The organism is Nonomuraea sp. JJY05 (assembly GCF_043496855.1).
Lineage (GTDB): Bacteria > Actinomycetota > Actinomycetes > Streptosporangiales > Streptosporangiaceae > Nonomuraea.
In genome coordinates, this window is the sequence record NZ_JBIEIS010000007.1 from 349828 (window position 1) to 371009 (window position 21182).

Genomic DNA, 21182 nt, shown 5'->3' on the forward strand with positions numbered 1-21182 from the left:
CGGCGAACCAGCACTCCTCACCATGGTCGTGACATCGGTATCGGATCATGCGCGTCAGCCTCATGCACATATGTCAAAACGCCATCAACGTCCAATAGACGACAATGGCCTCTGTGCTACATCTGCGACTGATCAGCCCGGCCGCGCGGACCGACGAGGCGACGGCGGTGTTGGAGGACTGCCCGGGCGTCACCAACATCGTCGTCCTGCCGGGCGCGGCCCGCGAGCCGGCGGGCGACGTGATCCTCTGCGACGCGGCGCGCGAGTCGGCCAACGAGGTGCTGAACAAGCTCAAGTGGCTGGAGACCGAGGGCTCCATCGCCATCGAGCAGGTGGATCTGTCGCTGTCCAGGGTCGCGACCGACGCGGTCGAGGAGGCGCCCGGCGAGCCCGACGACGCCGTGGTGTGGGAGGAGCTCGCGCACAGGGTGCACGCCGACTCCCGCATGACGTGGGCGTACCTGGCCTTCCTGGCCATCGCCACGCAGCTCGCGGGCATCGGCATCCTGCAGAACTCCCCCATCCTGATCGTCGGCGCGATGGTGCTCGGGCCGGAGTTCGGCGCGATCGCGGCCATCTGCTTCGGCCTGCTGCGCGGCAGGTGGCACCTAATCATCGCGTCGCTGAAGACGCTGGTCGTCGGGTTCGCGGTGGCGATCGCGATCACCTTCGCCTGCGCGCTCGTCTCGAACTGGCTCGGCTGGATCGACGCCGGCCATCTCATCCGGAACGAGGAGGTCCAGTTCATCGTCAAGCCGGACCGGTGGTCGTTCATCGTGGCGCTGCTCGCGGGCGCGGCCGGGGTGCTGTCGGTCACGGCGGGCAAGTCGTCGGCCCTGGTCGGCGTCTTCATCTCGGTCACCACCGTGCCCGCGGCCGGCTACGTGGCCGTCGCGCTGGCGCTGGGCGACTGGAAGGAGGTCTCCGGCTCGGTCTCGCAGCTCGCGGTCAACATCCTCGGCATGATCATCGCGGGCACGGCCACGCTGCTGGTCCAGCGGAAATTCTGGCCTCAAGTAGGACGGCGTTCATCCGTCTGAACGAGGCGGCGGCCCCGGCCCGCCGGGTACGGTCGGGCACATGCACATCCTCGCCACCGAGGGGCTGACCAAACGCTTCCCCACCGTCACCGCGGTCGACCAGCTCACGGTCACCGTGGGGCCCGGCGTCACCGGTCTGGTGGGGGCGAACGGCGCGGGCAAGTCGACGCTGATCAAGATCCTGCTCGGCCTGCTGCCGCCCACCGGCGGCGCGGCCAAGGTGCTCGATCTGGACGTGACCGCGCAGGGCGCCGAGATCCGCCGGCTCGTCGGTTACATGCCCGAGCACGAATGCCTCCCGCCCGACGTCTCCGCCACCGAGCTGGTCGTCCACCTCGCACAGATGTCCGGCCTGCCGCGCACCGCCGCCCGCGAGCGCGCCGCCGACGTGCTGCGCCACGTGGGCCTGGCCGAAGAGCGCTACCGTGCCGTCGGAGGCTACTCCACGGGCATGAAGCAGCGCGTCAAGCTGGCCCAGGCCCTCGTGCACGACCCCAAGCTGATCTTCCTGGACGAGCCCACCAACGGCCTCGACCCGCGCGGCCGCGACGAGATGCTGACGCTGATCAGGCGCATCGGCACCGAGTTCGGCATCAGCGTGCTGGTCACCTCCCACCTGCTGGGCGAGCTGGAGCGCATCTGCGACCACGTGATCGTCATCGACTCCGGGCGGCTGCTGCGCTCGTCCGCGATCGGCGAGTTCACCCAGGCCACGCAGACCGTCACGGTCGAGGTCGAGGAGGGGCTGGAGCCGCTGGCCGCCCGGCTGACCGAGGCCGGCCAGACGGTCTCGCAGCAGGGCCGCCTGCTGGTGGTCAAGGTCCTCGGGCCCGAGACGTACGACGCGATCCGGGACGCCGCCGTCGAGCTGGACCTCTGCCTCATCCGCCTCGAACAGGGACGTCACCGCATCGAGGACGTCTTCAGGGAGGAGGTGGCGGGTGTCTGAGATCTACGACATCGGCTACCGCCACTACGACGGGCCCCGGCTCGGCCGCGCCTACGCGACCCGGGCGCTGACCGTCCACAGCCTGCGCGGCATCTTCGGCCTCGGGCGCACGGCCCGCAGCAAGATCATGCCGTTCTCCCTCTTCGTCATCATGCTCCTGCCGGCCATCGTGGCCGTCGCGACGATGGCCCTGGCCAAGCAGCGCATCCTCCCCCACAGCGGCTTCGCCGTCATCATGCAGGCCGTCGTCGCGGTCTTCCTGGCCGCGCAGGCGCCCACCGCGGTCGCGCCCGACCTGCGCTACCGCGTGCTGCCGCTCTACCTGTCGCGTCCCGTCTCGGTCGCCGAGTACGTGGGCGCCAAGGTCACAGCGATGACCGCGGCGCTCTTCCTGCTGGTGGCGGCGCCCCTGACGTTGATCTACGCCGGCGAGCTGGTGGTGGACATGCCCGGGCCGCCGGCCACCGGCGAGTACCTCGGCTCCGTCCTCATGGCGCTGGTGCTGGCCGTGCTGCTGTCGTCGTTCGGGCTGGCGCTGGCCTCGTTCACGCCGCGGCGCGGGCTCGGGGTGGCCTCCGTGATCGCCGTCTACCTGCTGTCGTCGGCGTCGGTGCCGTTGATGTACGCGTCCCTGTCCGCCTCGGGCCACGAGGCCGCGGCCTCCTGGGCCTGGCTGGCCAACCCGTTCTGGCTGGTGGACTCCGTACAGTCCTGGCTGTTCGGCACCCCGCCGCACATCCCCGACGGGGACTACCCGAGCGGCCCCGCCTCGGCCGCGCTCCTCGTGGTGCTGGTGGCGCTCGCCCTGGGCGCCCTCGCGCTGCGTTACAGGAAGGCGGCCTCGCGGTGAAGATCGAGCTGTCTCAGGTTTCCCGCTGGTACGGCAACGTGGTGGCGGTCAACGACGTCACCATGACGATCGGCCCCGGCGTCACGGGCCTGCTCGGCCCCAACGGGGCGGGCAAGTCCACACTCCTGCACATGATGGCGGGCTTCCTGGCGCCCTCCGGCGGCTCGGTGACGCTGGACGGCCAGCAGGTCTGGAAGAACCACCATATTTACCGAAATATCGGCCTAGTCCCGGAACGGGAGGGCGTCTATGGCTTCCTCACCGGGTGGCAGTTCGTCCTCTCGGCCGCCCGCCTCCACGGGCTGGGCGACCCGGTCGAGGCGGCCCGCAAGGCCCTGGCCACGGTCGAGATGGAGGAGCCCAAGGACCGGCGCGTGGAGACGTACTCCAAGGGCATGCGCCAGCGCGTCAAGGTGGCCGCGGCGCTCGTCCACGACCCGCCCGTGCTCCTGCTCGACGAGCCGTTCAACGGCATGGACCCCCGCCAGCGCCTGCACCTCATGGACCTGATCCGCACCATGGGCACGGCGGGCAAGACGATCCTGTTCAGCTCCCACATCCTGGAGGAGGTCGAACGGGTCGCCCAGCACATCGAGGTCCTGGTGGCGGGCCGGCACGCGGCGTCGGGCAACTTCCGCGAGATCCGGCGCCTGATGACCGACCGGCCCCACCTGTTCGTGATCCGTTCGAGCGACGACAGGAAGCTCGCCGCCGCTCTCATCCGCGACCAATCGACGGGCGGCATCACCCTCCGTCCCGACGGCCTGGAGGTCCAGGCCGCCGAGTTCCGCCGCTTCGCCTGGCTCCTGCCCCGGGTTGCCCAGGCGGAGGGCGTACACCTGCACCAGGTCTCCCCGGCGGACGAGGACCTGGAGAGCGTCTTCTCCTACCTCATCACCAGGAGCACCTGATGAATCCGCGACGGACTTCAGCGACCGAGCCGCCGAACGGAGTGAGGCCATGAACACAGTCGTTGCTGGTATCACTTACCGCGCTTTGCTCGGGCGGCGGCGGATCATCCTGCTCCTGCTGCTGCCGCTCGCCCTGATCGGGCTGGCCGTGCTCTTCCGCGTGCTCGGCGGAGGCGACCAGGGCGCGGCCGTGGAACTGATGCAGCAGTTCGCCATCAGCACCATGCTCCCCCTGCTGGGCCTGATCGCCGGCACGGGCGTCATCGCCCCGGAGATCGACGACGGCACGATCATCCACCTGATGTCCAAGCCGATCTCCCGCCCGGTCATCATCCGGACGAAGTTCCTGGTGGCGGCCTCGCTGATGGCCCTGTTCGGCGCCGTGCCCACTTATGTGGCGGCCTGGATCCTGGCCGGCAACGAGGACGGCATCGCCCCGGGCTTCGCCCTGGGAGCGCTGGTGGCCGGCATCGCGTACGCCGCCGTCTTCCTCCTGCTGGGCGTCGTCACCCGGCACGCGGTCACGATCGGCATCATCTACGCCCTCGTCTGGGAGAGCGTGGTGGGCAACTTCATCCAGGGCGCCCGCAAGTTCTCGATCCAGCAGTGGGGCCAGACGATAGCCAAGCAGATCTCCGACTCGGCCTTCGTGCAGGCGGACGTCGCCCTGAGCTTCGCCGCGCCGGCCCTGATCGTCGTCACGGTGGTCGGCGTCTTCTGGGCGGGGCAGCGGCTGCGGGTCTTCTCGCTCACCGGGGACGAATGAACGAACGGCCCGCGGGATCACCCCGCGGGCCGTTCGAACAGTCGCTCAGACGCAGGCCGTGCGCACCACGCCGGCGAGCCGGTCCGCCACCTGGGTGGCGTGCTCCTCCGACGCGGCCTCGACCATGACCCGGATCATCGGCTCGGTGCCGCTCGGCCTGATCAGGACGCGGCCCGTCTCCCCCAGCTCGGCCTCCGCCTCGGCGACGGCGGCCAGCAGCTCGGGGGCGGCGGCCTTGCCCTTGTCCACGTCCTTGACGTTGATCAGGATCTGCGGCAGCGGCGTCATCACCGCGGCCAGCTCCTTCAGCGGCACACCCGACTTGGCCACCACGCCCAGCAGGTGGAGCGAGGTGAGCAGGCCGTCGCCGGTGGTGGCGTGGTCGAGCATGATGACGTGGCCCGACTGCTCCCCGCCCAGGTTGTAGCCGTCGGACTTCATCCGCTCCAGCACGTAGCGGTCGCCGACCGCGGTCTCCACCACGGTGATGCCCGCCTCGCGCATGGCCAGCTTGAAACCCAGGTTGGACATCACGGTCGCCACCACGGTGTCCTTGGCCAGCAGGCCCTCGCCGTGCATGGCGGCGGCGAGGATGGCCATGATGTGATCGCCGTCGACGATCTCGCCCGTGTGGTCGATCGCCAGGCAGCGGTCGGCGTCGCCGTCGTAGGCCACGCCCAGGTCCGCCCCGCGCGACACGACCACCTGCGCGAGCTTGTCCAGGTGGGTGGAGCCGTGGCCGGCGTTGATGTTGAGGCCGTCGGGCCTGGCGCCGATGGCCTCGACCCTGGCGCCCGCCCGCACCAGCGCCTCCGGGGCCACCATGTGGGCGGCGCCGTGAGCGCAGTCGACCACGATGTTCAGCCCGTCGAGCGCGGCCTTCATCGTGGTCAGCAGGTGGGAGACGTACCGGTTGGCCTCACCGTAGGCTTCCCGCACCCGGCCGACGGCCGAGCCGACGGGGAAGCTCCAGTCCTCGCCCAGCCGCCGCTCGATCTCGTCCTCGACCGCGTCGGACAGCTTGAAGCCGCCGCGGGCCAGGAACTTGATGCCGTTGTCCGGCGCCGGGTTGTGCGAGGCCGACAGCATGACGCCGAGGTCGGCGCCGAGCGCGGCGGTGAGGTGGGCGACGGCCGGGGTGGGCAGTACGCCGAGGCGCAGCACGTCCACACCGGACGCCGCGAGGCCGGCGACCACCGCGGCCTCGAGAAATTCTCCCGAGGCGCGGGGGTCCCGGCCCACGACCGCCACCGGCCTGCTCTTGCGGCCGGCAGCGGCGAACGCGCCCGCATCGCCGAGGACGTGAGCCGCCGCGACCGAAAGGTCCATGGCGAGCTGCGCCGTGAGGTCGCGACCGGCGACCCCACGTACCCCGTCGGTGCCGAAAAGGCGCGCCAATTTAGCGCTTGCTGTACTGCGGAGCCTTGCGGGCCTTCTTGAGGCCGTACTTCTTCCGCTCCGTGGCGCGGGCGTCACGGGTGAGGAAGCCGGCCTTCTTCAGCGGCGGCCGGTTGACCTCGACGTCCAGGATCGCCAGGGCGCGGGACAGACCCATGCGCAGCGCGCCGGCCTGGCCGGTCACGCCGCCGCCGTCGATGCGCGCGATGACGTCGAACGCCTCCTCGGCGCCGAGCACCACGAAGGGCTCGTTGACGATCTGCTGGTGGACCTTGTTCGGGAAGTAGACGTCCAGCGAACGACCGTTGATCGTCCACTTGCCGGTGCCGGGGACGATGCGCACGCGGGCGATCGCCTCCTTGCGGCGGCCGGTGCCGTACGAGTTGCCCGTGGTGACGGGCTTGCGCACGGGCGCGTCGGCGCTGGCGGCGGACTCGGTGGTGTACTCGGACGGGAAGTCCTCGCCGGAGAATTCCTCCAGCTCGGCCTCGACGGCCGTCTCGACACCGGTGGGCTCAGCCACGGTTCTCCTCTAACTCTTTCGAACTACTACTGGGCGATCTGGGTGATCTGGAACGGCACCGGCTGCTGGGCCTGGTGCGGGTGCTCCGAACCCGCGTAGACCTTCAGCTTCTTCGCCATCTTCCGGCCGAGGGAGTTCTTCGGAAGCATGCCCTTGACGGCCTTCTCGACGGCCTTGTCCGGCCGCTTCTCCATGAGCTCGCCATAGCTGACGGAACGCAGACCGCCCGGGTAGCCCGAGTGGCGGTAAGCCTTCTTCTGCTCAAGCTTGTTGCCACTGAGCGCGATCTTGTCCGCGTTGATCACGATGACGAAGTCACCGGTGTCGACGTGGGGAGCGAAGATCGGCTTGTGCTTGCCGCGGAGCAGGGTCGCGACGTGGCTGGCCAGCCGGCCCAGCACGACATCGGTCGCGTCGATGACGTACCACTGACGCTGGACGTCGGCGGGCTTCGGTGAGTACGTGCGCACGGTCGTAGCCTTCTTTATGCTCGCGTCTTCGGCGCTGTCGGATGCGACAGCTACATTTGGTCGGTCGGTGCGGGCACACGACGGCCCGGACCTTCCGTCTCCTCATCACGGGAGATGACGCCGGACGCGCCGCGCATTGGTCACGCGGGACCTATGCACACAACGAACCTAAGCTACTCGCCCAAAGGCGCGCAGGTCAAAACGACCAGTAGCCCTGGGCGAGTCTACCCGAACGCAGAACGGTTCGGTTTCGTTTCCCTGGGACCTCTTCTTTCCCAGGACCAGACATCCCTATCGTTAGCGGCGGTATGTGGCAGAACTCTCACTCCCGGCCAACCCAGCGGGGCGCTCGACGCCGGAATCACCTGGGGGTGCTGGCCTGCCTCATGACCGTGCTCTTCACGGGGGTGCTGCTCGGCCGGCTCACCGACGACGCCGAGCCGACCCCCCACGTCTACCTCAACGAGACCGCCCCGCCCGCGGCGGCCACCGCCAACCCCGCGCCGACGACGGCCAGGAAGGCGCAGCAGCAGGTCGAGATGATCCCCAGGGAGATCACGACCAAGGCGCTGCCTCGCGACCGGGCCACCCCCAAGGCCACCAGGACGCCCGACGGCCAGATCGCCGGTTTCAACACCCAGGACAACCCGGCGATGCTCAGCGACGGCAGCGGCGGCGTGCAGATCATGCCCGGACTGGCGGCGAAGGTCGTCTCGCTGACCAACTCCGCCAGATCCCGCCACGGCTGCACGGCGCTCCGGGTGGACGCCGGTCTCTCCAGCTCCGCGCGTACGCACTCGCTGGAGATGGCCCAGAGCGGGCAACTCGCGCACACCTCCCCCGACGGCTCGTCGCCGTGGGACCGGATGGAGCGGGCGGGATACCGCTGGGGCGCCGCCGAGAACATCGGCGCCGGCTACAGCACCCCCGACGAGGCGGTACGCGGCTGGCTCGACAGTCCCGTCCACCGCAAGAACATCCTCGACTGCGGCCTGAAGGCCATCGGAGTGGGCGTCGCTTCCGGCCCCGACGGGCCTTGGTGGACCCAGGACTTCGGAACCCGATGACGCGCATCACGGTAATCTCGCCGCATGGCTTTTCCCGAAGGACGTGAAAACAGCGCCCCCTATGGCATGGGGAGTGTCTTCCAGCCTGCGGGCAGACGCCGCGCTCCAAGCGGTCCCGGCGGTCCGGACGGCCCCGATGGTCCCGGCGGCCCTGGCGGTCCCGGCGGGCCCGGCTTCTTCGGCCCCCCCAACGGCCCTGGCGGTCCCGGCGGTCCTGGGGGTCCCGGCGGTCCTGGGGGCCCCGGCGGCCTGAACGGTCCTGGGGGGCCCGGCGGTCCTGGCGGCCCCGGTGGCCCGAACGGACCCGGCGGCCCTGGTGGGCCCGGCTCCGGCGGGCCCGGCTTCTTCGGCGGACCGGACGGCCCCGGCGGGCTTGGTGGTCCTGGTGGTCCCGGAGGGCCCGGCGGCCCTGACGGCCCGAACGGTCCGGATGTTCCCGGCGACGGCGACGACACTCCGCGCCGCGGCCGCCGCGGCCGCAAGGAACGCGCCGCCGACGACTCCGACAAGGAGAGCAAGTCCGACAGCACGCCCCAGAGCTCCGACAGGGCGCCGCAGAGCAGGGTCGGCTGGAGCCCGTACGACGAGGGCCCGAGCTCGCGCGCCCCGCTGTGGTTCGCCCTCGGCGGTCTGGCGGTGCTCGGCCTACTCGGCGGCGGCCTCGCGATGATGTGGAACGCCGACAAGCCCGTCACGGCCCAAACCGCCAACACCCGCATGACCGCGCCGCCGCTCGCCACGGCCCCGCCCGGCAAGTACGGCTTCGCGGCCGAACGCTCCACCGACCCCGACCCGATCACGGTCAAGGAGATCTTCGGCAAGACGAAGAAGTTCACGGTCTCGGGCCGGTCGTACGAGATGACGATCACCAGCAAGGACAAGAAGTGCGCTGACGGCGCCCTGGGCGACGCCTTGAAGAAGGCGCTCAAGGCCGGCAAGTGCAACCAGCTCGTACGCGCCAGCTTCCGCGACAAGGCCGGCAAGATCATCGGCACGGTCGGCGTGGCCAACCTCAAGACCAGCAAGTGGGCGTCCAAGGTGGCCAAGGCCGGCAGCACGGCCAACTACGTGAAGCCGCTGGCGGGCAAGGACAGTGTCACCAAGCAGCTCGGCTCGGGCGCGGGCGGCGCCAAGATCTGGACGCACGGCCACTACGCGATCATGGTCTGGTTCCAGAACAAGGACGGCACGAAGCCGGACAAGAAGGGCTCCAAGCAGATCTTCGCCGCCATCGGCGACATCACCAAGGCGACGGTCTTCAAGGCTCTGGACCACCGTTCGGTCACCGGAAGCCCCCTGTAGCGAATCCGGCTTCTTATTTGATAAGCCCCCAAACGGGATGCCGGATCCCGCTGGGAACGCTCATACCGACATAACGATCTCGCTACTCTCGCTAGGCTCGCCCTATGCGTGGCCAGGAACCCGGGTCTGAGCACGATCGCAGGGAAGCCGACGGATCGGCCGCACCAGCGACGCCACCGCCGAGCTTCGGCCAGACCAGCGGGCGAGACGTACCACCGGCGTTCGCCCCCGCCGACGAGGAGGTGCGCGGCTCCTCCGACGACGCGTCGCACGGCGCTGCCGACGACGTGCCGCCCGCCCCGCCGGGCGAGGCGGGCGACGCCGTTCCCGTCCTCCGGGAGCCGCCCGACTCCGAGACGCGGCCCTCCGTCCCCATCCTCGGAGGGCCGCCCGACCCCGGGACGCGGCCCGCCGTTCCCATCCTCGGAGGGCCGCCGCCCGAGCCCGGGACGCGGCCCGCCGTTCCCGTCTTCGGGGGGCCGCCCGACTCCCCCGGCCCCGACGAGCCGCCCGGCGTCCAGCCGTGGGAGGTGGCGGGCGACGACGCCGCGCCGTACGACTGGTTCGAAGACGAGTCCGAGCCCACCCGGCCGGGCGGCCTGCGGCCGCCTCACGCGGCCGCCGAGGCGGAGGACCCCGACCAGACGCTCATCGGCCGGTCGCGACCCACGCTGGGCGAGCAGATGCGAGCCGAGCAGGTGCGCGCCATCCGCCCCTGGGACGAGCCGGAGCCCGGCGGCCCGTCGTGGGAGCCGCCACCGGCGTTCACCGCCGCCGCGGCCGGCATGCCGGTGTGGCCCGCGCCCCCCGGCGACCCGCACGCCATGCCGCCCTGGCCCGCCGCCACGGGCGAGCTGGTCGCCGAGCCCGACAACGACGAGCCGGGCGCCCCCTTCGACCCCAACGCCACCCAGCCGGAGGGCGTCACCCGCCCGGCCCACTACTTCGACCCGGAGGCGGCCCGCAGGGAGGCCGCCCAGCAGGCGGAGGTGGTCAGGGCCCAGCCTGCGTCCATCGCCGACCAGGACACCCCACCGGACGGCTTCCTGCCGGCCCCGATCGCACCACCCGAGGAGGCCGTCACCGATCCGGTGGTCCCCTCCTTCGGCCCGAGTCCCGCCGAACGCGGCACCCCGCCGCTCTCACTGTCCGATCCGGCCGGCCCGTCGGCCCGTACGCCCGAGCCCGGCGACGTGCCCGTCTGGCCCCCTGTCCCAGCATCCGAGGCCAAGCTGCCCGATCTCCCGTTCCCCAGGGACACCTGGGGACAGAAGCCCACCGCCCCGCTCAGCCGGCCCCAGGGCGGCAGCCCGGCGTTCCCGCCTGGAGCGTTCAAACAGCCCCCGTTCCAGACCCCGCCCCCGCCGCCCGCCCCACCCGGCAAGAGCAAGCGGGCCCTGCTCGTCACGCTGGGCGCGCTGGCCCTGGCGGGGGTGGCGACCGGCGGCTTCTTCGCCTACCAGGCGGTCACCTCCCCCAGGCCCACCACGGCCGCCGCCCGGCCCAGCGCGTCAGGCGAGCCCAGCTCCGAGGCGCCCGCCGCGAGCGCGCCCTCCGACGCGCCCGACGGCACGTCCATCCTCAACTCCGAGCAGACCGACCCGCAGAAGCTGTCGCTCTCGGAGGCGTTCCCGAAGAAGAAGGTCACCGCGGCGGGCACCACGTTCACCAGGGTCAAGGCGGCGGTCGAGACGAGCTGCGACAAGGCCGCCACAGGGGAGTTCGCGGACGCGCTGAAAGAGCAGAAGTGCAGCCGCGTGCTCAGAGCCACCTACGTCGACAGCAAGCGCCGCTACGCGGTCACCACGGGCATAGCGGTCCTGCCCGACAAGGACGCGGCCATCATCGCCGACCAGTCCAAGAACCTCTCACGCAACGTCTGGTTCCGCCCGCTTCCCGGCTCCGACGGCTCGGGCGGCGAGCGCGTGAACATCGCCGGCGGCTACGCGGCCGGCCTGGTGTGGGGCCGCTACATCGTCTTCAGCTACGCCACCTACGCCGACGGCCACACCCCGGAGTCCAAGGAGAAGACGCTGCCGAAGGTCAGCGGGGCGTTCCGGGACCAGGTCTCACTCGTCCTCGAGCGCCGCGTCACCAAGGGCTGACGGCGTCCGCTGGAGGGCGGCGGTGCGCACTCGCCGCGTGGCCCGAGCCCGCGCGGCGAGCTCCGGCTCCGCCGGGTAGCCCACCTCCTCCAGGCACAGCCCGTGCGCGGGCGCGACGTGCACCCCCGAGTCCCGTACGGCCCGCGCCAGCACCTGGCCGGGCCACTCCACAGGCCGGCTGCCGTCACCGGCCGCCAGCAGCGAGCCGACCAGCGCCCGCACCATCGAGTGGCAGAACGCGTCCGCCACGACGGTCGCCACCAGCACCCCGTCGGGCTCGCGCGTCCAGTCCAGCCGCTGCAGCTCCCTGATCGTGGTGGCGCCCTCGCGCTTCTTGCAGAACGCCGCGAAGTCGTGCTCCCCGAGCAGCCGCGCCGCCGCCGCGTTGAGCGCGCCGACGTCCAGCGACCTGTTGTGCCAGACCACCTCGCGCCGCCGCAGCGGGTCGACACCGCCCGCCCGGTCGCTCACCCGGTACGCGTACCGCCGGAACATCGCCGAGAAACGCGCGTCGAAGCCCTCAGGAGCCACGCAGACCCGATGAACCCGTACATCCGGGGGCAGGATGCCACCCAGGCGCCTGACAAGCGCAGCGAGCCGCTCGTGGACGTCCAGGGGCCCTCTGTTGCCGTCGAGCTCGGCCGGCGACTCGTCGGGCACGTCCACGTGGGCCACCTGGCCGCGCGCGTGCACGCCGGCGTCGGTACGGCCGGCCACGGTCAGCATCGCGGGCTCGCCGAGGCGCAGGATCCTGCCGAGCGCCTGCTCGATCTCGCCCTGGACGGTCCGGCGTCCCGGCTGCCTGGCCCATCCGGAGAAGTCGGTCCCGTCGTACGCGAGGTCGAGGCGGAGCCGTACCACGATGATCCTCCTTCAACTGAAAACGGGCCCGCACCCCGCAGGGGGTCCGGGCCCGTCTCGTCCGACCTGAAAGATCAGGCCTCGTCCTTCTTCGCCTCTGCCTCGGCGGCCGGGGCCTCCTCAGCGGCGGGAGCCTCAGCGGCGGCGGCCTCGGGGGCCTCGCTCTCCTCGGCCTTGGGAGCCTCGGTCTCCTCCGCGGCGGGCGCCGGAGCCGCGGCGGCGGCCGGGGCCTCGGTGCGGCGGGTCGTGACGCCGTTCAGCGGCTCGGTCACCAGCTCGATGACCGCCATCGGGGCGTTGTCGCCCTTACGCGGACCGACCTTGGTGATCCGGGTGTAGCCACCGGGACGCTCGGCGAACGTCGTCGCGATCTCGGTGAAGAGGTGGTGCACGACGCCCTTGTCCTTGACGACGGTCAGGACCTGGCGACGGTTGTGGATGTCGCCCTTCTTCGCCTTGGTGATCAGGCGCTCCGCCACCGGGCGCAGGCGCTTGGCCTTGGCGACCGTCGTGCGGATCTTGCCGTGGCGGAACAGATCGGTGGCCAGGTTGGCCAGGATCAGCCGCTCGTGCGCCGGGCTGCCGCCAAGACGTGCACCCTTGGTGGGCTTGGGCATTTCTCTCTCCTTGTGGTTAACCCGCCCCGGCCGTACCAGGTACCGGAGTCGGGCCGGCGCCGCGTCCGCGCGACGCCGTTACGTTCACCCGCGTCCCCCGTGCGGGCCTGAGCCCGCCCGAAGACGTCCGGCCTCCAGAAGGCTCCGGAAGGCCATCGTCCCCCGCGCCTCCACGAGGGACGCGCGGGGACCGCGGAAGTGTCAGTACTGCTCGGTCTCGACGTAAGCGCTGTCGTCGTCGTCGTAGCCGCCGCCGGCCACCGCGCTCGGGTCGAACCCGGGCGGGGAGTCCTTGAGCGCCAGCGACATCTCGTGCAGCTTCTGCTTGACCTCTTCGATCGACTTGGCGCCGAAGTTGCGGATGTCCAGCAGGTCCTGCTCGCTGCGCGCGACGAGCTCACCCACGGTGTGGATGCCCTCGCGCTTGAGGCAGTTGTAGGAGCGAACGGTGAGGTTGAGCTCCTCGATCGGCAGCGCCAGGTCGGCGGCCAGGGCGGCGTCGGTCGGCGACGGGCCGATGTCGATGCCCTCGGCCTCGACGTTGAGCTCGCGGGCCAGGCCGAAGAGCTCGACGAGGGTCTTACCGGCGGAGGCCACCGCGTCGCGGGGCTTCATGGCCGGCTTGGTCTCGACGTCGAGGATGAGACGATCGAAGTCGGTGCGCTGCTCGACTCGGGTCGCCTCGACCTTGTAGGTGACCTTGAGCACCGGGGAGTAGATCGAGTCGATCGGAATGCGACCGATCTCCTGGCCCGGCTGCTTGTTCTGGGCGGCGGAGACGTAGCCGCGACCGCGCTCGACGGTCAGCTCCATCTCCAGCTTCGCCTTGCCGTTGAGCGTGGCGATGCGCAGCTCGGGGTTGTGCACCTCGACACCGGCCGGCGGCGCGATGTCGGCGGCGGTGACCTCACCCGGGCCCTGCTTGCGCAGGTACATCACGACCGGCTCGTCGTGCTCCGAGGAGACGACCAGCTCCTTGAGGTTGAGGATGATGTCGGTGACGTCTTCCTTGACCCCGGGAACGGTCGAGAACTCGTGCAGGACGCCCTCGATCCGGATGCTCGTCACGGCCGCGCCCGGAATGGACGACAGCAGCGTGCGGCGGAGCGAGTTGCCGATGGTGTAGCCGAAGCCCGGCTCCAGCGGCTCGATGACGAACCGGGACCGGGTGTCGTCGATCGACTCTTCGAGAAGAGTCGGGCGCTGAGCGATCAGCATGTGGGGTCTCCCCTTTTTCGTGTGGCGCCCGCCATATGACGCCACTCCGATAAACAGCGTAGTTGAGGTGCGGAGACCCGCACCTCAACTCAGGCTCACTTCGAGTAGTACTCGACGATGAGCTGCTCCTGGACCTGGGTGTCGATCTGCTGGCGAACCGGCAGCTGGTGAACCAGGACGCGGAGCTTCTCGGGCACGACGCCGAGCCACGCGGGAACGGTGCGCTCGCCCGCGGTCGCCCGGGCGACCTCGTAGGGCAGAAGGTTGCGCTTGTTCTCGCGGACCTCGATGATGTCGTGCTCGCGAATGCGGTAGGACGGGATGTCGACCTTCTTGCCGTTCACCAGGATGTGGCCGTGGCGCACCTGCTGGCGGGCGGCGTCGCGCGACTGGGCGAACCCGGCGCGGTAGACGACGTTGTCGAGACGGCTCTCCAGGATCTGGAGCAGCGCCTCACCGGTCTTGCCGGTCTTGCGCGTGGCTTCCTCGTAGTAGTTGTGGAACTGCTTCTCGAGGACGCCGTAGATGCGGCGGGTCTTCTGCTTCTCACGAAGCTGAAGCTGGTACTCGGACTCCTTGGGACGTCCGCGGCCGTGCTCACCCGGCGGGTAAGGACGGATCTCGATGGGGCACTTGGCAGACTCGCACTTGCTGCCCTTGAGGAAGAGCTTGGTCTTCTCGCGACGGCAGAGCTTGCAGTCGGCGCCCGTGTAACGAGCCATTTCTCAATATCTCCTGGGCTTGTTCAGACGCGGCGGCGCTTCGGCGGCCGGCAACCGTTGTGCGGGACCGGGGTGACGTCCTGGATCGAACCCACCTCGAGGCCGGTGGCCTGGAGCGAGCGGATCGCGGTCTCACGGCCGGAGCCGGGACCCTTGACGAAGACGTCCACCTTGCGCATGCCGTGCTCCATGGCGCGGCGAGCGGCGTTTTCCGCGGCCATCTGAGCGGCGAACGGGGTGGACTTACGGGAGCCCTTGAAACCCACGTGGCCGGCGCTGGCCCAGGAGATCACGTTCCCGTTGGGGTCCGTGATCGAGACGATCGTGTTGTTGAACGTGCTCTTGATGTGGGCGTGCCCGTGAGCGACGTTCTTCTTTTCCTTGCGGCGCACCTTCTTCGGGGCGCCCTGACGGCTCTTAGGAGGCATTGTTTGCCATTACTCCTGAGGTCTTCGGTCCGCGGCTGTGGACTACTTCTTACCGGGCTTCTTCTTACCGGCCACGGTCTTCTTCTTGCCCTTGCGGGTGCGCGCGTTGGTCTGCGTGCGCTGACCGTGGACGGGCAGGCCCTTGCGGTGCCGGATGCCCTGGTAGCAACCGATTTCGATCTTGCGACGAATGTCGGCCTGGACCTCGCGGCGCAGGTCACCCTCGATCTTGAAGTTCGCCTCGATGTAGTCACGCATCGGGACGAGCTCGGTGTCGGAGAGCTGGTGCACGCGCAGGTCGCCGCTGACACCGGTGGCCTGGAGGATCTCCTGGGCGCGGGTGCGGCCGATTCCGTAGATGTAGGTGAGAGCGATCTCCAGCCGCTTCTCGCGGGGGAGGTCGACGCCAACCAGGCGAGCCATGGTCGGGCATTCTCCTTCTTTGTGGCGGAGGTCTTGCGCCGCACTACCCCTCCCCAATGCCCGGGGTGAGGGCCCCGGCCTCCGACCGGGGGTCTCCCGAGTGGTTCGGACCTTTCGAAAAGGGCCCGCCTGCTCAAGTGTGGGACGCGATTACTGACTCAGGCTCCTCATACGTCGAGCCCGCTCCCTCAATCGGGGCGGACTCGGAGGAGCCTTGCGGCGACTAACCCTGGCGCTGCTTGTGGCGCAGGTTGTCGCAGATCACCATGACGCGACCGTGCCGGCGGATCACCTTGCACTTGTCGCAGATCTTCTTGACGCTCGGCTTTACCTTCATTGTCCTTCGTGATTCCTCAGACGTCTTACTTGTATCGGTAGACGATCCGCCCACGACTCAGGTCGTAGGGGCTCAGTTCAACGACTACCCGGTCGTCCGGCAGGATCCGGATGTAGTGCATCCGCATCCGCCCGCTGATATGGGCCAGGACCTTATGGCCGTTGTCGAGCTGCACCCGGAACATGGCGTTCGGGAGCGACTCGACCACAGTGCCCTCGATCTCGATGGCGCCGTCTTTCTTGGCCAAGATTCCTCGCGTTTCACTGATCGATCGTCTGAGGCTACGGTTCACTAAGCAGCCGCGACCTCACGCTTCGAAGAGAGCGGCGACCTGCAAAGGCCGCCGACGCGTGAAAGTCATAGTGAGCCGACTAAGGAGTGTACGACACCTGAGCCTAAAACGCGAAACGCGTGCCAGGTGTCCTGACATAACCACGGACGAGTCTACCCCACGTTCACCGGCCTTCAGACCTTCCCGGAAAGCGGAAGGCCCGCCGAGGGAGAGATCCCGGCGGGCCCTGTGCCAGTGGGTGAGGTCCTAGTAGATGCGGTGCGCGGGACCGCAGTACTTGAACGGGCCGCCCCAGCAGGTGTAGGTGTACAGCTTCTTGATGCCGAACTTCGACCAGGTCGCCTGGTACGAGCCGTCCCATCCCTGGACGAACTTGTGCCAGCTGCCGCCGGAGTAGTACTTGAACCACACGTACCCCTTCTTGGGGGTGAACTCCTTGCCGTACCAGTGGGTGTAGACCTTGCCGTTCTGCTTCCAGGTCTTGCCGTAGGTGTAGGCCTTGTGGTTGGTGGAGTAGTACTTGCCCCAGCTGCTGATCGACGTGACCGTCGGCTGGGTGGTGGTGGCCGCCTGGGCGGCGGGGGCGACGGCGAGCCCGGTGAGGGCGATCGAGCCGGCGAGGGCGGTGGCCGCAAGGATCTTGCGCATTTCGGTTCCTCCGTGAGTTGTGCTTCCCGACACAGCTCACGTTAGGAATCCAGACATATCCGTACTGCGCACGAATGCACACAGTGCACTAGTGCACACAGCCCTACTTGTGCTTCTTGGATTTCTTGGACTTCTTGGGCGGCGGGCCGCCGAAGACGGTGCTGATCAGCAGGATCACGCCCCACGGGCCCATGACCCACAGCGGCCAGGGATAGATCAGGTGCTCGGACGTGATGCTCACGATCAGCCAGATCACCCAGTTGATGCCGCTGGCCGACGCCCAGGCGCCCCAGGCCGCCCGCATGCCCGGATGCATGCCGGTGCGCCGTGCGGGGCTCTGCGGCACCGTGGCGGGCCGGTTGCGCAGGTCCACGTCGGGCAGGTCGACCGTCAGCTTGGCCAGCTCTCCGTACGTCCTGCTCTTGTAGAGCTGTTCGAGCCGCTCGTTGAACTCGTCCATCGTGATGCGGCCCTGCGCGGTGTGCTCGCGAAGGATGGCGGCGACGCGGTCGCGGTCGGCGTCGGAGGCTCGCATCTCGGGGCTGTTCGCCATCCCACCCACTCCCGGGGGTCAGTTCTGCGGTTGGGTAAGGCGCTCTTTACCGCCGTCCAGGGCGGTCAGCACCCAAGGTCCATTATGTGTCACGGCGACACTGTGCTCGAAGTGCGCGGAGTGCTTGCCGTCGACCGTCACGACGGTCCACTCGTCGGCCAGCACGCGGGTGCGTTCGGTGCCCAGGTTCACCATGGGCTCGATGGCCAGGCACATGCCCTCTTCCAGCACCGGGCCCCGGCTGGGCCGGCCGTGGTTGGCGATCCACGGGTCCATGTGCATCTCCGTGCCGATGCCGTGCCCGCCGTACTCCGGGGGGATGCCGAAGCGGCCCTGCGACTTGACGTAGCGCTCCACCTCGTAGCCGATGTCGGACAGGTGGCGGCCGACCCGCAGCGCCGCGATGCCGCGCCACATGGCCTCCTCGGTGATCCGCATCAGCTCGGTCAGCTTCGGGTCCACCTCGCCGACCGGGACCGTCACGGCCGAGTCACCGTGCCAGCCCTCCAGGATCGCGCCGCAGTCGATGGAGATGATGTCACCCTCGCGCAGCTTCCTGGCGTCGGTCGGGATGCCGTGCACCACCTCGTCGTTCACCGACGCGCAGATCGTCGCCGGGAAGCCCTGGTAGCCCTTGAACGACGGGATCGCGCCCTCGTCCCTGATCGCCTTCTCGGCGATGACGTCGAGGTCGAGCGGCGTCATGCCGGGCTCGACCGAGCGCTTCAGCAGGTCGAGCGTGCGCCCGACCACCAGGCCCGCCGCGCGCATCTTCTCCAGCTGCTCCGGCGACTTGATCTGGATGCCGTGTCTGTTCCTTTTGAACATCTTCTGCCCCCCTGGGTCTCAACGGGCCACAATGGGGGCCCAATTCCCCCCACAATAGCCGCGAGGTGGCACGGAAACCCGTGCCACCTCCGCAAATCGCTCGTAACAGGAGCTATCCCATGAACGGGCGGATCGCCTCCATGGCCCGCTGAGTGACCTCCTCGACCGGGCCCGTGGCGTCGACCCCCACGAGAATGCCCTCGTCGGCGTAGTAGGAGACCAGCGGCGCCGTCTGCTCCTGGTAGACCTCCAGGCGGTGCCTGACGGTCTCCTCCTTGTCGTCGTCACGCTGGAAGAGCGCGCCCCCGCACGCGTCGCACTTGTCGTCCTTCTTGTCGTCGAACTCGACGTGCCAGATGCGGCCGCACTGGCTGCAGGTGCGCCGGCCGGCCAGCCGCCTGACCACCTCGTCGTCGTCGACGACGAGCTCGAGTACGAGGTCGAGCGCCTGGCCCCAGTCCTTGAGCATGTCGCGCAGGATCTCCGCCTGTGCGACGTTCCTCGGGAAGCCGTCGAGCAGGAACCCGTCCTGCGCGTCGTCCTCGGACAGACGGTCACGGACCATGGCGATGGTGACCTCGTCGGGCACCAGATCACCACGGTCCATGTACGTCTTGGCCAGCTTGCCAAGATCCGTGCCTCCCGAGACGTTGGCACGGAAGATGTCACCTGTCGAGATCTTCGGGATGGACAGGTTCGATGCGATGTACTGGGCCTGTGTCCCCTTACCCGCTCCGGGGGGCCCGACCAGAACGAGACGCACTACCGCAGGAAACCTTCGTAGTTACGCTGCTGGAGCTGGCTCTCGATCTGCTTAACGGTGTCCAGGCCGACGCCTACCATGATCAGAATGCTCGTCCCTCCGAACGGGAAGTTCTGGCTCGCACCGGACACCGCCAGCGCGACGATCGGGACCATGGCGATCAGACCCAGATAGAGCGAGCCCGGCGCGGTCAGACGAGTGAGCACGAAGTTGAGGTATTCAGCCGTCGGCCTGCCAGGACGGATGCCCGGAATGAAACCACCGTACTTCTTCATGTTGTCGGCGACTTCAGTGGGGTTGAACGTGATGGACACGTAGAAGTACGTGAAGAAGATGATCAGCAGGAAGAACGTGGCCATGTAGATCGGCGTGTCGCCGGTGGCCAGGTTCTGCGAGATCCAGCGGATGAACGCGTTGTCCGTGGTCTGGAAGAGCGACGTCAGCAGCTGCGGCAGGTAGAGCAGCGAGGACGCGAAGATGACCGGGATGATGCCGGCCTGGTTGACCTTCAGCGGAATGTAGGTGGACGTGCCGCCGTACATTCTGCGCCCGACCATCCGCTTGGCGTACTGCACCGGGATGCGGCGCTGAGCCTGCTCGACGAACACCACCGCGGCGATCATGAAGACACCGACGACCATGACGACCGTGAAGGTGAACTTGTTCGCCTGGAAGATGTTGGCCAGCTCGGACGGGAAGACCGCGACGACCTGCGTGAAGATCAGGATGGACATGCCGTTGCCGACGCCGCGGTCGGTGATGAGCTCACCGAGCCACATGATCACCGACGTACCGGCGGTCATGATGACCACCATCGTCACGATCTGGAAGATGTTGTCAGGGTCGAGCAGCACGTCCTGCTGGCAGTTCGGGAACAGCTGCCCGGTGCGGGCCAGCGCGATGAAGGCGGTCGACTGGAGGACGGCGAGACCGATGGTCAGATAACGCGTATACTGCGTGATCTTGGTCTGACCGGCCTGCCCCTCCTTCTTCAGCGCCTCGAGTCGCGGAATGACGACGACGAGCAGCTGGAGAATGATGCTCGCGGTGATGTACGGCATGATGCCCAGCGCGAACACCGAAAGCTTCAGGAGCGCACCACCACTGAACAGCTGCACCATCCCGTAGATGTTGCCGGCGGCTCCGTTACGGGCCTGTTCGAAACAGGCCGCGAGGTTCTGGACGTGAACTCCCGGAGTCGGAAGAACCGAGCCGAGACGGAAAAGCGCGATGATGCCCAGGGTGAAGAGCAACTTCTTGCGCAGGTCCGGTGTCCGGAACGCCCGGGTAAACGCGGTCAGCACGGTCCCTCCTGCGCGCCTTTACGGCGGTGTGAGTATGCGATGGTGCGGGGATCTGCCATCTGTGTCTTAGGTCAAACGAGTCGGTCAGAAGCCTGCCGTCTCGCGAACTCTAACGCACTACGGGCGTGGGGGCATTTGTCAAAGCCCCCACGCCTCGTAATAGCTCTTACAGCTCGGTAACGGAACCACCCGCAGCGGCGATCTTCTCCTTCGCGGCGGACGAGAAGGCGTGAGCCTGAACGTTCACCGCGACCGAGATCTCGCCGGTGCCGAGCACCTTCACGAGCTGGTTCTTACGGACAGCACCCTTCGCGACCAGCGCCTCGACGGTGACCTCGCCACCCTCGGGGAACAGCTCGCCGAGCTTGTCCAGGTTGACGACCTGGTAGGTCGTCTTGAACAGCGCGTTGGAGAAGCCCTTGAGCTTCGGCAGACGCCTCTGCAGCGGCACCTGGCCACCCTCGAAACCGAGGGGAACCGTCGTACGGGCGTGGCTGCCCTTGGTGCCGCGACCGGCGGTCTTGCCCTTCGACGCCTCGCCGCGACCCTTGCGGATCTTGGCCTTGTTGGCGCCGGGGGCGGGACGCAGGTCGTGAATCTTGAGCGGAGCCTTGTCAGTCATGACTAGTCGACCTCTTCCACCTCGACGAGGTGCGTCACCACGGAGACCATCCCGCGAATCTCGGGGCGGTCCTCCTTGACGACGACGTCGCCGATTCGCTTCAGGCCAAGCGAACGCAGCGAGTCACGCTGGTTCTGCTTGCCACCGATCTTCGAGCGAACCTGAGTGATCTTCAGGCGTGCCAT

The 21182-nt window shown here is 68.7% G+C and carries 26 protein-coding genes; 8 read left to right on the top strand and 18 right to left on the bottom strand.

The features are described 5' to 3' along the window. Nucleotides 1–104 precede the first annotated feature (104 nt). The 5 genes from ACFKCF_RS13020 to ACFKCF_RS13040 are packed head-to-tail and all read left to right on the top strand — an operon-like array spanning nucleotide 105 to nucleotide 4516. Complete coding sequence (locus ACFKCF_RS13020) at nucleotides 105–1040, top strand: DUF389 domain-containing protein (protein WP_394493346.1); 936 nt, start codon at nucleotides 105–107, stop codon at nucleotides 1038–1040. A 40-nt stretch (nucleotides 1041–1080) separates the two neighbouring features. Further along, complete coding sequence (locus ACFKCF_RS13025) at nucleotides 1081–1989, top strand: ABC transporter ATP-binding protein (protein WP_394493348.1); 909 nt, start codon at nucleotides 1081–1083, stop codon at nucleotides 1987–1989. Further along, nucleotides 1982–2839: an ABC transporter permease gene (locus ACFKCF_RS13030; RefSeq protein ID WP_394493350.1), complete on the top strand. Its 858-nt coding sequence runs from the start codon at nucleotides 1982–1984 to the stop codon at nucleotides 2837–2839. Before ACFKCF_RS13025 ends, ACFKCF_RS13030 begins: the two co-directional genes overlap by 8 nt. After that, nucleotides 2836–3750 carry an ABC transporter ATP-binding protein gene (locus ACFKCF_RS13035; RefSeq protein ID WP_394493351.1) on the top strand — a complete coding sequence of 305 codons (915 nt, stop codon included), beginning with the start codon at nucleotides 2836–2838 and terminating at the stop codon, nucleotides 3748–3750. The genes ACFKCF_RS13030 and ACFKCF_RS13035 overlap by 4 nt, the downstream gene beginning before the upstream one ends. Nucleotides 3751–3799: 49 nt before the next feature. Next, nucleotides 3800–4516, top strand: coding sequence for an ABC transporter permease subunit (locus ACFKCF_RS13040; RefSeq protein ID WP_394493353.1), 717 nt, complete (start codon nucleotides 3800–3802; stop codon nucleotides 4514–4516). A gap of 45 nt (nucleotides 4517–4561) precedes the next feature. On the opposite strand, the gene glmM is transcribed toward ACFKCF_RS13040, so the two are convergent. The 3 genes from glmM to rplM are packed head-to-tail and all read right to left on the bottom strand — an operon-like array spanning nucleotide 4562 to nucleotide 6907. After that, nucleotides 4562–5914: a phosphoglucosamine mutase gene (gene glmM, locus ACFKCF_RS13045; RefSeq protein ID WP_394493355.1), complete on the bottom strand. Its 1353-nt coding sequence runs from the start codon at nucleotides 5912–5914 to the stop codon at nucleotides 4562–4564. 1 nt (nucleotide 5915) lies between these two features. After that, entirely contained in the window at nucleotides 5916–6437 is a 522-nt protein-coding gene (rpsI, locus tag ACFKCF_RS13050) for a 30S ribosomal protein S9 (RefSeq protein WP_185070658.1), read from the bottom strand. Between the two features lie 26 nt (nucleotides 6438–6463). After that, nucleotides 6464–6907 (bottom strand): 50S ribosomal protein L13, encoded by a 444-nt coding sequence (gene rplM, locus ACFKCF_RS13055; protein ID WP_185070656.1) that lies wholly within the window; start codon nucleotides 6905–6907, stop codon nucleotides 6464–6466. Nucleotides 6908–7293: 386 nt separating this feature from the next. On the opposite strand from rplM, the gene ACFKCF_RS13060 reads away from it, so the two are divergent. The 3 genes from ACFKCF_RS13060 (at nucleotide 7294) to ACFKCF_RS13070 (ending at nucleotide 11381) form a co-directional block, all read left to right on the top strand. Continuing rightward, complete coding sequence (locus ACFKCF_RS13060; RefSeq protein WP_394493357.1) at nucleotides 7294–7974, top strand: CAP domain-containing protein; 681 nt, start codon at nucleotides 7294–7296, stop codon at nucleotides 7972–7974. 24 nt (nucleotides 7975–7998) lie between these two features. Continuing rightward, the gene (locus ACFKCF_RS13065) at nucleotides 7999–9276 is read left to right on the top strand and encodes a hypothetical protein (protein ID WP_394493358.1); all 1278 of its coding nucleotides are present in this window, start codon (nucleotides 7999–8001) and stop codon (nucleotides 9274–9276) included. Nucleotides 9277–9380: 104 nt separating this feature from the next. Continuing rightward, nucleotides 9381–11381 carry a hypothetical protein gene (locus tag ACFKCF_RS13070; RefSeq protein ID WP_394493360.1) on the top strand — a complete coding sequence of 667 codons (2001 nt, stop codon included), beginning with the start codon at nucleotides 9381–9383 and terminating at the stop codon, nucleotides 11379–11381. On the opposite strand, the gene truA is transcribed toward ACFKCF_RS13070, so the two are convergent. From truA to rpmD, 15 genes are all read right to left on the bottom strand, one after another. After that, on the bottom strand, nucleotides 11346–12242 hold the full coding sequence (gene truA, locus ACFKCF_RS13075; RefSeq protein ID WP_394493362.1) for a tRNA pseudouridine(38-40) synthase TruA: 897 nt from the start codon (nucleotides 12240–12242) through the stop codon (nucleotides 11346–11348). The genes ACFKCF_RS13070 and truA overlap by 36 nt on opposite strands. Nucleotides 12243–12316: 74 nt before the next feature. Beyond that, complete coding sequence (rplQ, locus tag ACFKCF_RS13080; protein ID WP_394493363.1) at nucleotides 12317–12859, bottom strand: 50S ribosomal protein L17; 543 nt, start codon at nucleotides 12857–12859, stop codon at nucleotides 12317–12319. A 201-nt stretch (nucleotides 12860–13060) separates the two neighbouring features. Continuing rightward, the gene (locus ACFKCF_RS13085) at nucleotides 13061–14077 is read right to left on the bottom strand and encodes a DNA-directed RNA polymerase subunit alpha (protein WP_103960866.1); all 1017 of its coding nucleotides are present in this window, start codon (nucleotides 14075–14077) and stop codon (nucleotides 13061–13063) included. A 95-nt stretch (nucleotides 14078–14172) separates the two neighbouring features. Further along, nucleotides 14173–14799 (bottom strand): 30S ribosomal protein S4, encoded by a 627-nt coding sequence (gene rpsD / locus ACFKCF_RS13090; RefSeq protein ID WP_185070645.1) that lies wholly within the window; start codon nucleotides 14797–14799, stop codon nucleotides 14173–14175. Nucleotides 14800–14822: 23 nt separating this feature from the next. Then, entirely contained in the window at nucleotides 14823–15227 is a 405-nt protein-coding gene (gene rpsK / locus ACFKCF_RS13095; protein ID WP_020542285.1) for a 30S ribosomal protein S11, read from the bottom strand. A gap of 42 nt (nucleotides 15228–15269) precedes the next feature. Beyond that, the gene (rpsM, locus tag ACFKCF_RS13100; RefSeq protein WP_125644650.1) at nucleotides 15270–15650 is read right to left on the bottom strand and encodes a 30S ribosomal protein S13; all 381 of its coding nucleotides are present in this window, start codon (nucleotides 15648–15650) and stop codon (nucleotides 15270–15272) included. Between the two features lie 223 nt (nucleotides 15651–15873). Next, nucleotides 15874–15987 carry a 50S ribosomal protein L36 gene (gene rpmJ, locus ACFKCF_RS13105; RefSeq protein WP_003956441.1) on the bottom strand — a complete coding sequence of 38 codons (114 nt, stop codon included), beginning with the start codon at nucleotides 15985–15987 and terminating at the stop codon, nucleotides 15874–15876. A 25-nt stretch (nucleotides 15988–16012) separates the two neighbouring features. Then, entirely contained in the window at nucleotides 16013–16234 is a 222-nt protein-coding gene (gene infA, locus ACFKCF_RS13110) for a translation initiation factor IF-1 (RefSeq protein WP_012887858.1), read from the bottom strand. 291 nt (nucleotides 16235–16525) lie between these two features. Next, a complete protein-coding gene (locus ACFKCF_RS13115; RefSeq protein WP_394493365.1) occupies nucleotides 16526–16927 on the bottom strand; it encodes a hypothetical protein in 402 nt (133 codons plus the stop codon). Between the two features lie 103 nt (nucleotides 16928–17030). Further along, on the bottom strand, nucleotides 17031–17480 hold the full coding sequence (locus ACFKCF_RS13120; RefSeq protein ID WP_394493367.1) for a DUF1707 domain-containing protein: 450 nt from the start codon (nucleotides 17478–17480) through the stop codon (nucleotides 17031–17033). An 18-nt stretch (nucleotides 17481–17498) separates the two neighbouring features. Then, nucleotides 17499–18308 carry a type I methionyl aminopeptidase gene (map, locus tag ACFKCF_RS13125; RefSeq protein WP_394493369.1) on the bottom strand — a complete coding sequence of 270 codons (810 nt, stop codon included), beginning with the start codon at nucleotides 18306–18308 and terminating at the stop codon, nucleotides 17499–17501. Between the two features lie 112 nt (nucleotides 18309–18420). Beyond that, nucleotides 18421–19071 (bottom strand): adenylate kinase, encoded by a 651-nt coding sequence (locus tag ACFKCF_RS13130; RefSeq protein ID WP_185070637.1) that lies wholly within the window; start codon nucleotides 19069–19071, stop codon nucleotides 18421–18423. After that, nucleotides 19071–20375 carry a preprotein translocase subunit SecY gene (gene secY / locus ACFKCF_RS13135; protein WP_319714567.1) on the bottom strand — a complete coding sequence of 435 codons (1305 nt, stop codon included), beginning with the start codon at nucleotides 20373–20375 and terminating at the stop codon, nucleotides 19071–19073. The genes ACFKCF_RS13130 and secY overlap by 1 nt, the downstream gene beginning before the upstream one ends. A gap of 166 nt (nucleotides 20376–20541) precedes the next feature. Continuing rightward, nucleotides 20542–20997, bottom strand: coding sequence for a 50S ribosomal protein L15 (gene rplO, locus ACFKCF_RS13140; RefSeq protein WP_364835464.1), 456 nt, complete (start codon nucleotides 20995–20997; stop codon nucleotides 20542–20544). 2 nt (nucleotides 20998–20999) lie between these two features. Next, nucleotides 21000–21182, bottom strand: coding sequence for a 50S ribosomal protein L30 (gene rpmD / locus ACFKCF_RS13145; RefSeq protein ID WP_080043226.1), 183 nt, complete (start codon nucleotides 21180–21182; stop codon nucleotides 21000–21002).

Bases quoted from the DNA above. Each gene is read 5' to 3' on its own strand.
- rpmD (WP_080043226.1), bottom strand. From the start codon at position 21,182: ATGGCACGCCTGAAGATCACTCAGGTTCGCTCGAAGATCGGTGGCAAG.
- ACFKCF_RS13065 (WP_394493358.1), top strand. From the start codon at position 7,999: ATGGCTTTTCCCGAAGGACGTGAAAACAGCGCCCCCTATGGCATGGGG.
- rpmJ (WP_003956441.1), bottom strand. From the start codon at position 15,987: ATGAAGGTAAAGCCGAGCGTCAAGAAGATCTGCGACAAGTGCAAGGTG.
- ACFKCF_RS13020 (WP_394493346.1), top strand. From the start codon at position 105: ATGGCCTCTGTGCTACATCTGCGACTGATCAGCCCGGCCGCGCGGACC.
- ACFKCF_RS13025 (WP_394493348.1), top strand. From the start codon at position 1,081: ATGCACATCCTCGCCACCGAGGGGCTGACCAAACGCTTCCCCACCGTC.
- ACFKCF_RS13060 (WP_394493357.1), top strand. From the start codon at position 7,294: ATGACCGTGCTCTTCACGGGGGTGCTGCTCGGCCGGCTCACCGACGAC.
- rpsD (WP_185070645.1), bottom strand. From the start codon at position 14,799: ATGGCTCGTTACACGGGCGCCGACTGCAAGCTCTGCCGTCGCGAGAAG.
- rplQ (WP_394493363.1), bottom strand. From the start codon at position 12,859: ATGCCCAAGCCCACCAAGGGTGCACGTCTTGGCGGCAGCCCGGCGCAC.
- rplO (WP_364835464.1), bottom strand. From the start codon at position 20,997: ATGACTGACAAGGCTCCGCTCAAGATTCACGACCTGCGTCCCGCCCCC.
- map (WP_394493369.1), bottom strand. From the start codon at position 18,308: ATGTTCAAAAGGAACAGACACGGCATCCAGATCAAGTCGCCGGAGCAG.
- ACFKCF_RS13120 (WP_394493367.1), bottom strand. From the start codon at position 17,480: ATGGCGAACAGCCCCGAGATGCGAGCCTCCGACGCCGACCGCGACCGC.
- ACFKCF_RS13070 (WP_394493360.1), top strand. From the start codon at position 9,381: ATGCGTGGCCAGGAACCCGGGTCTGAGCACGATCGCAGGGAAGCCGAC.
- rpsM (WP_125644650.1), bottom strand. From the start codon at position 15,650: ATGGCTCGCCTGGTTGGCGTCGACCTCCCCCGCGAGAAGCGGCTGGAG.
- ACFKCF_RS13040 (WP_394493353.1), top strand. From the start codon at position 3,800: ATGAACACAGTCGTTGCTGGTATCACTTACCGCGCTTTGCTCGGGCGG.
- ACFKCF_RS13115 (WP_394493365.1), bottom strand. From the start codon at position 16,927: ATGCGCAAGATCCTTGCGGCCACCGCCCTCGCCGGCTCGATCGCCCTC.
- rpsK (WP_020542285.1), bottom strand. From the start codon at position 15,227: ATGCCTCCTAAGAGCCGTCAGGGCGCCCCGAAGAAGGTGCGCCGCAAG.
- ACFKCF_RS13085 (WP_103960866.1), bottom strand. From the start codon at position 14,077: ATGCTGATCGCTCAGCGCCCGACTCTTCTCGAAGAGTCGATCGACGAC.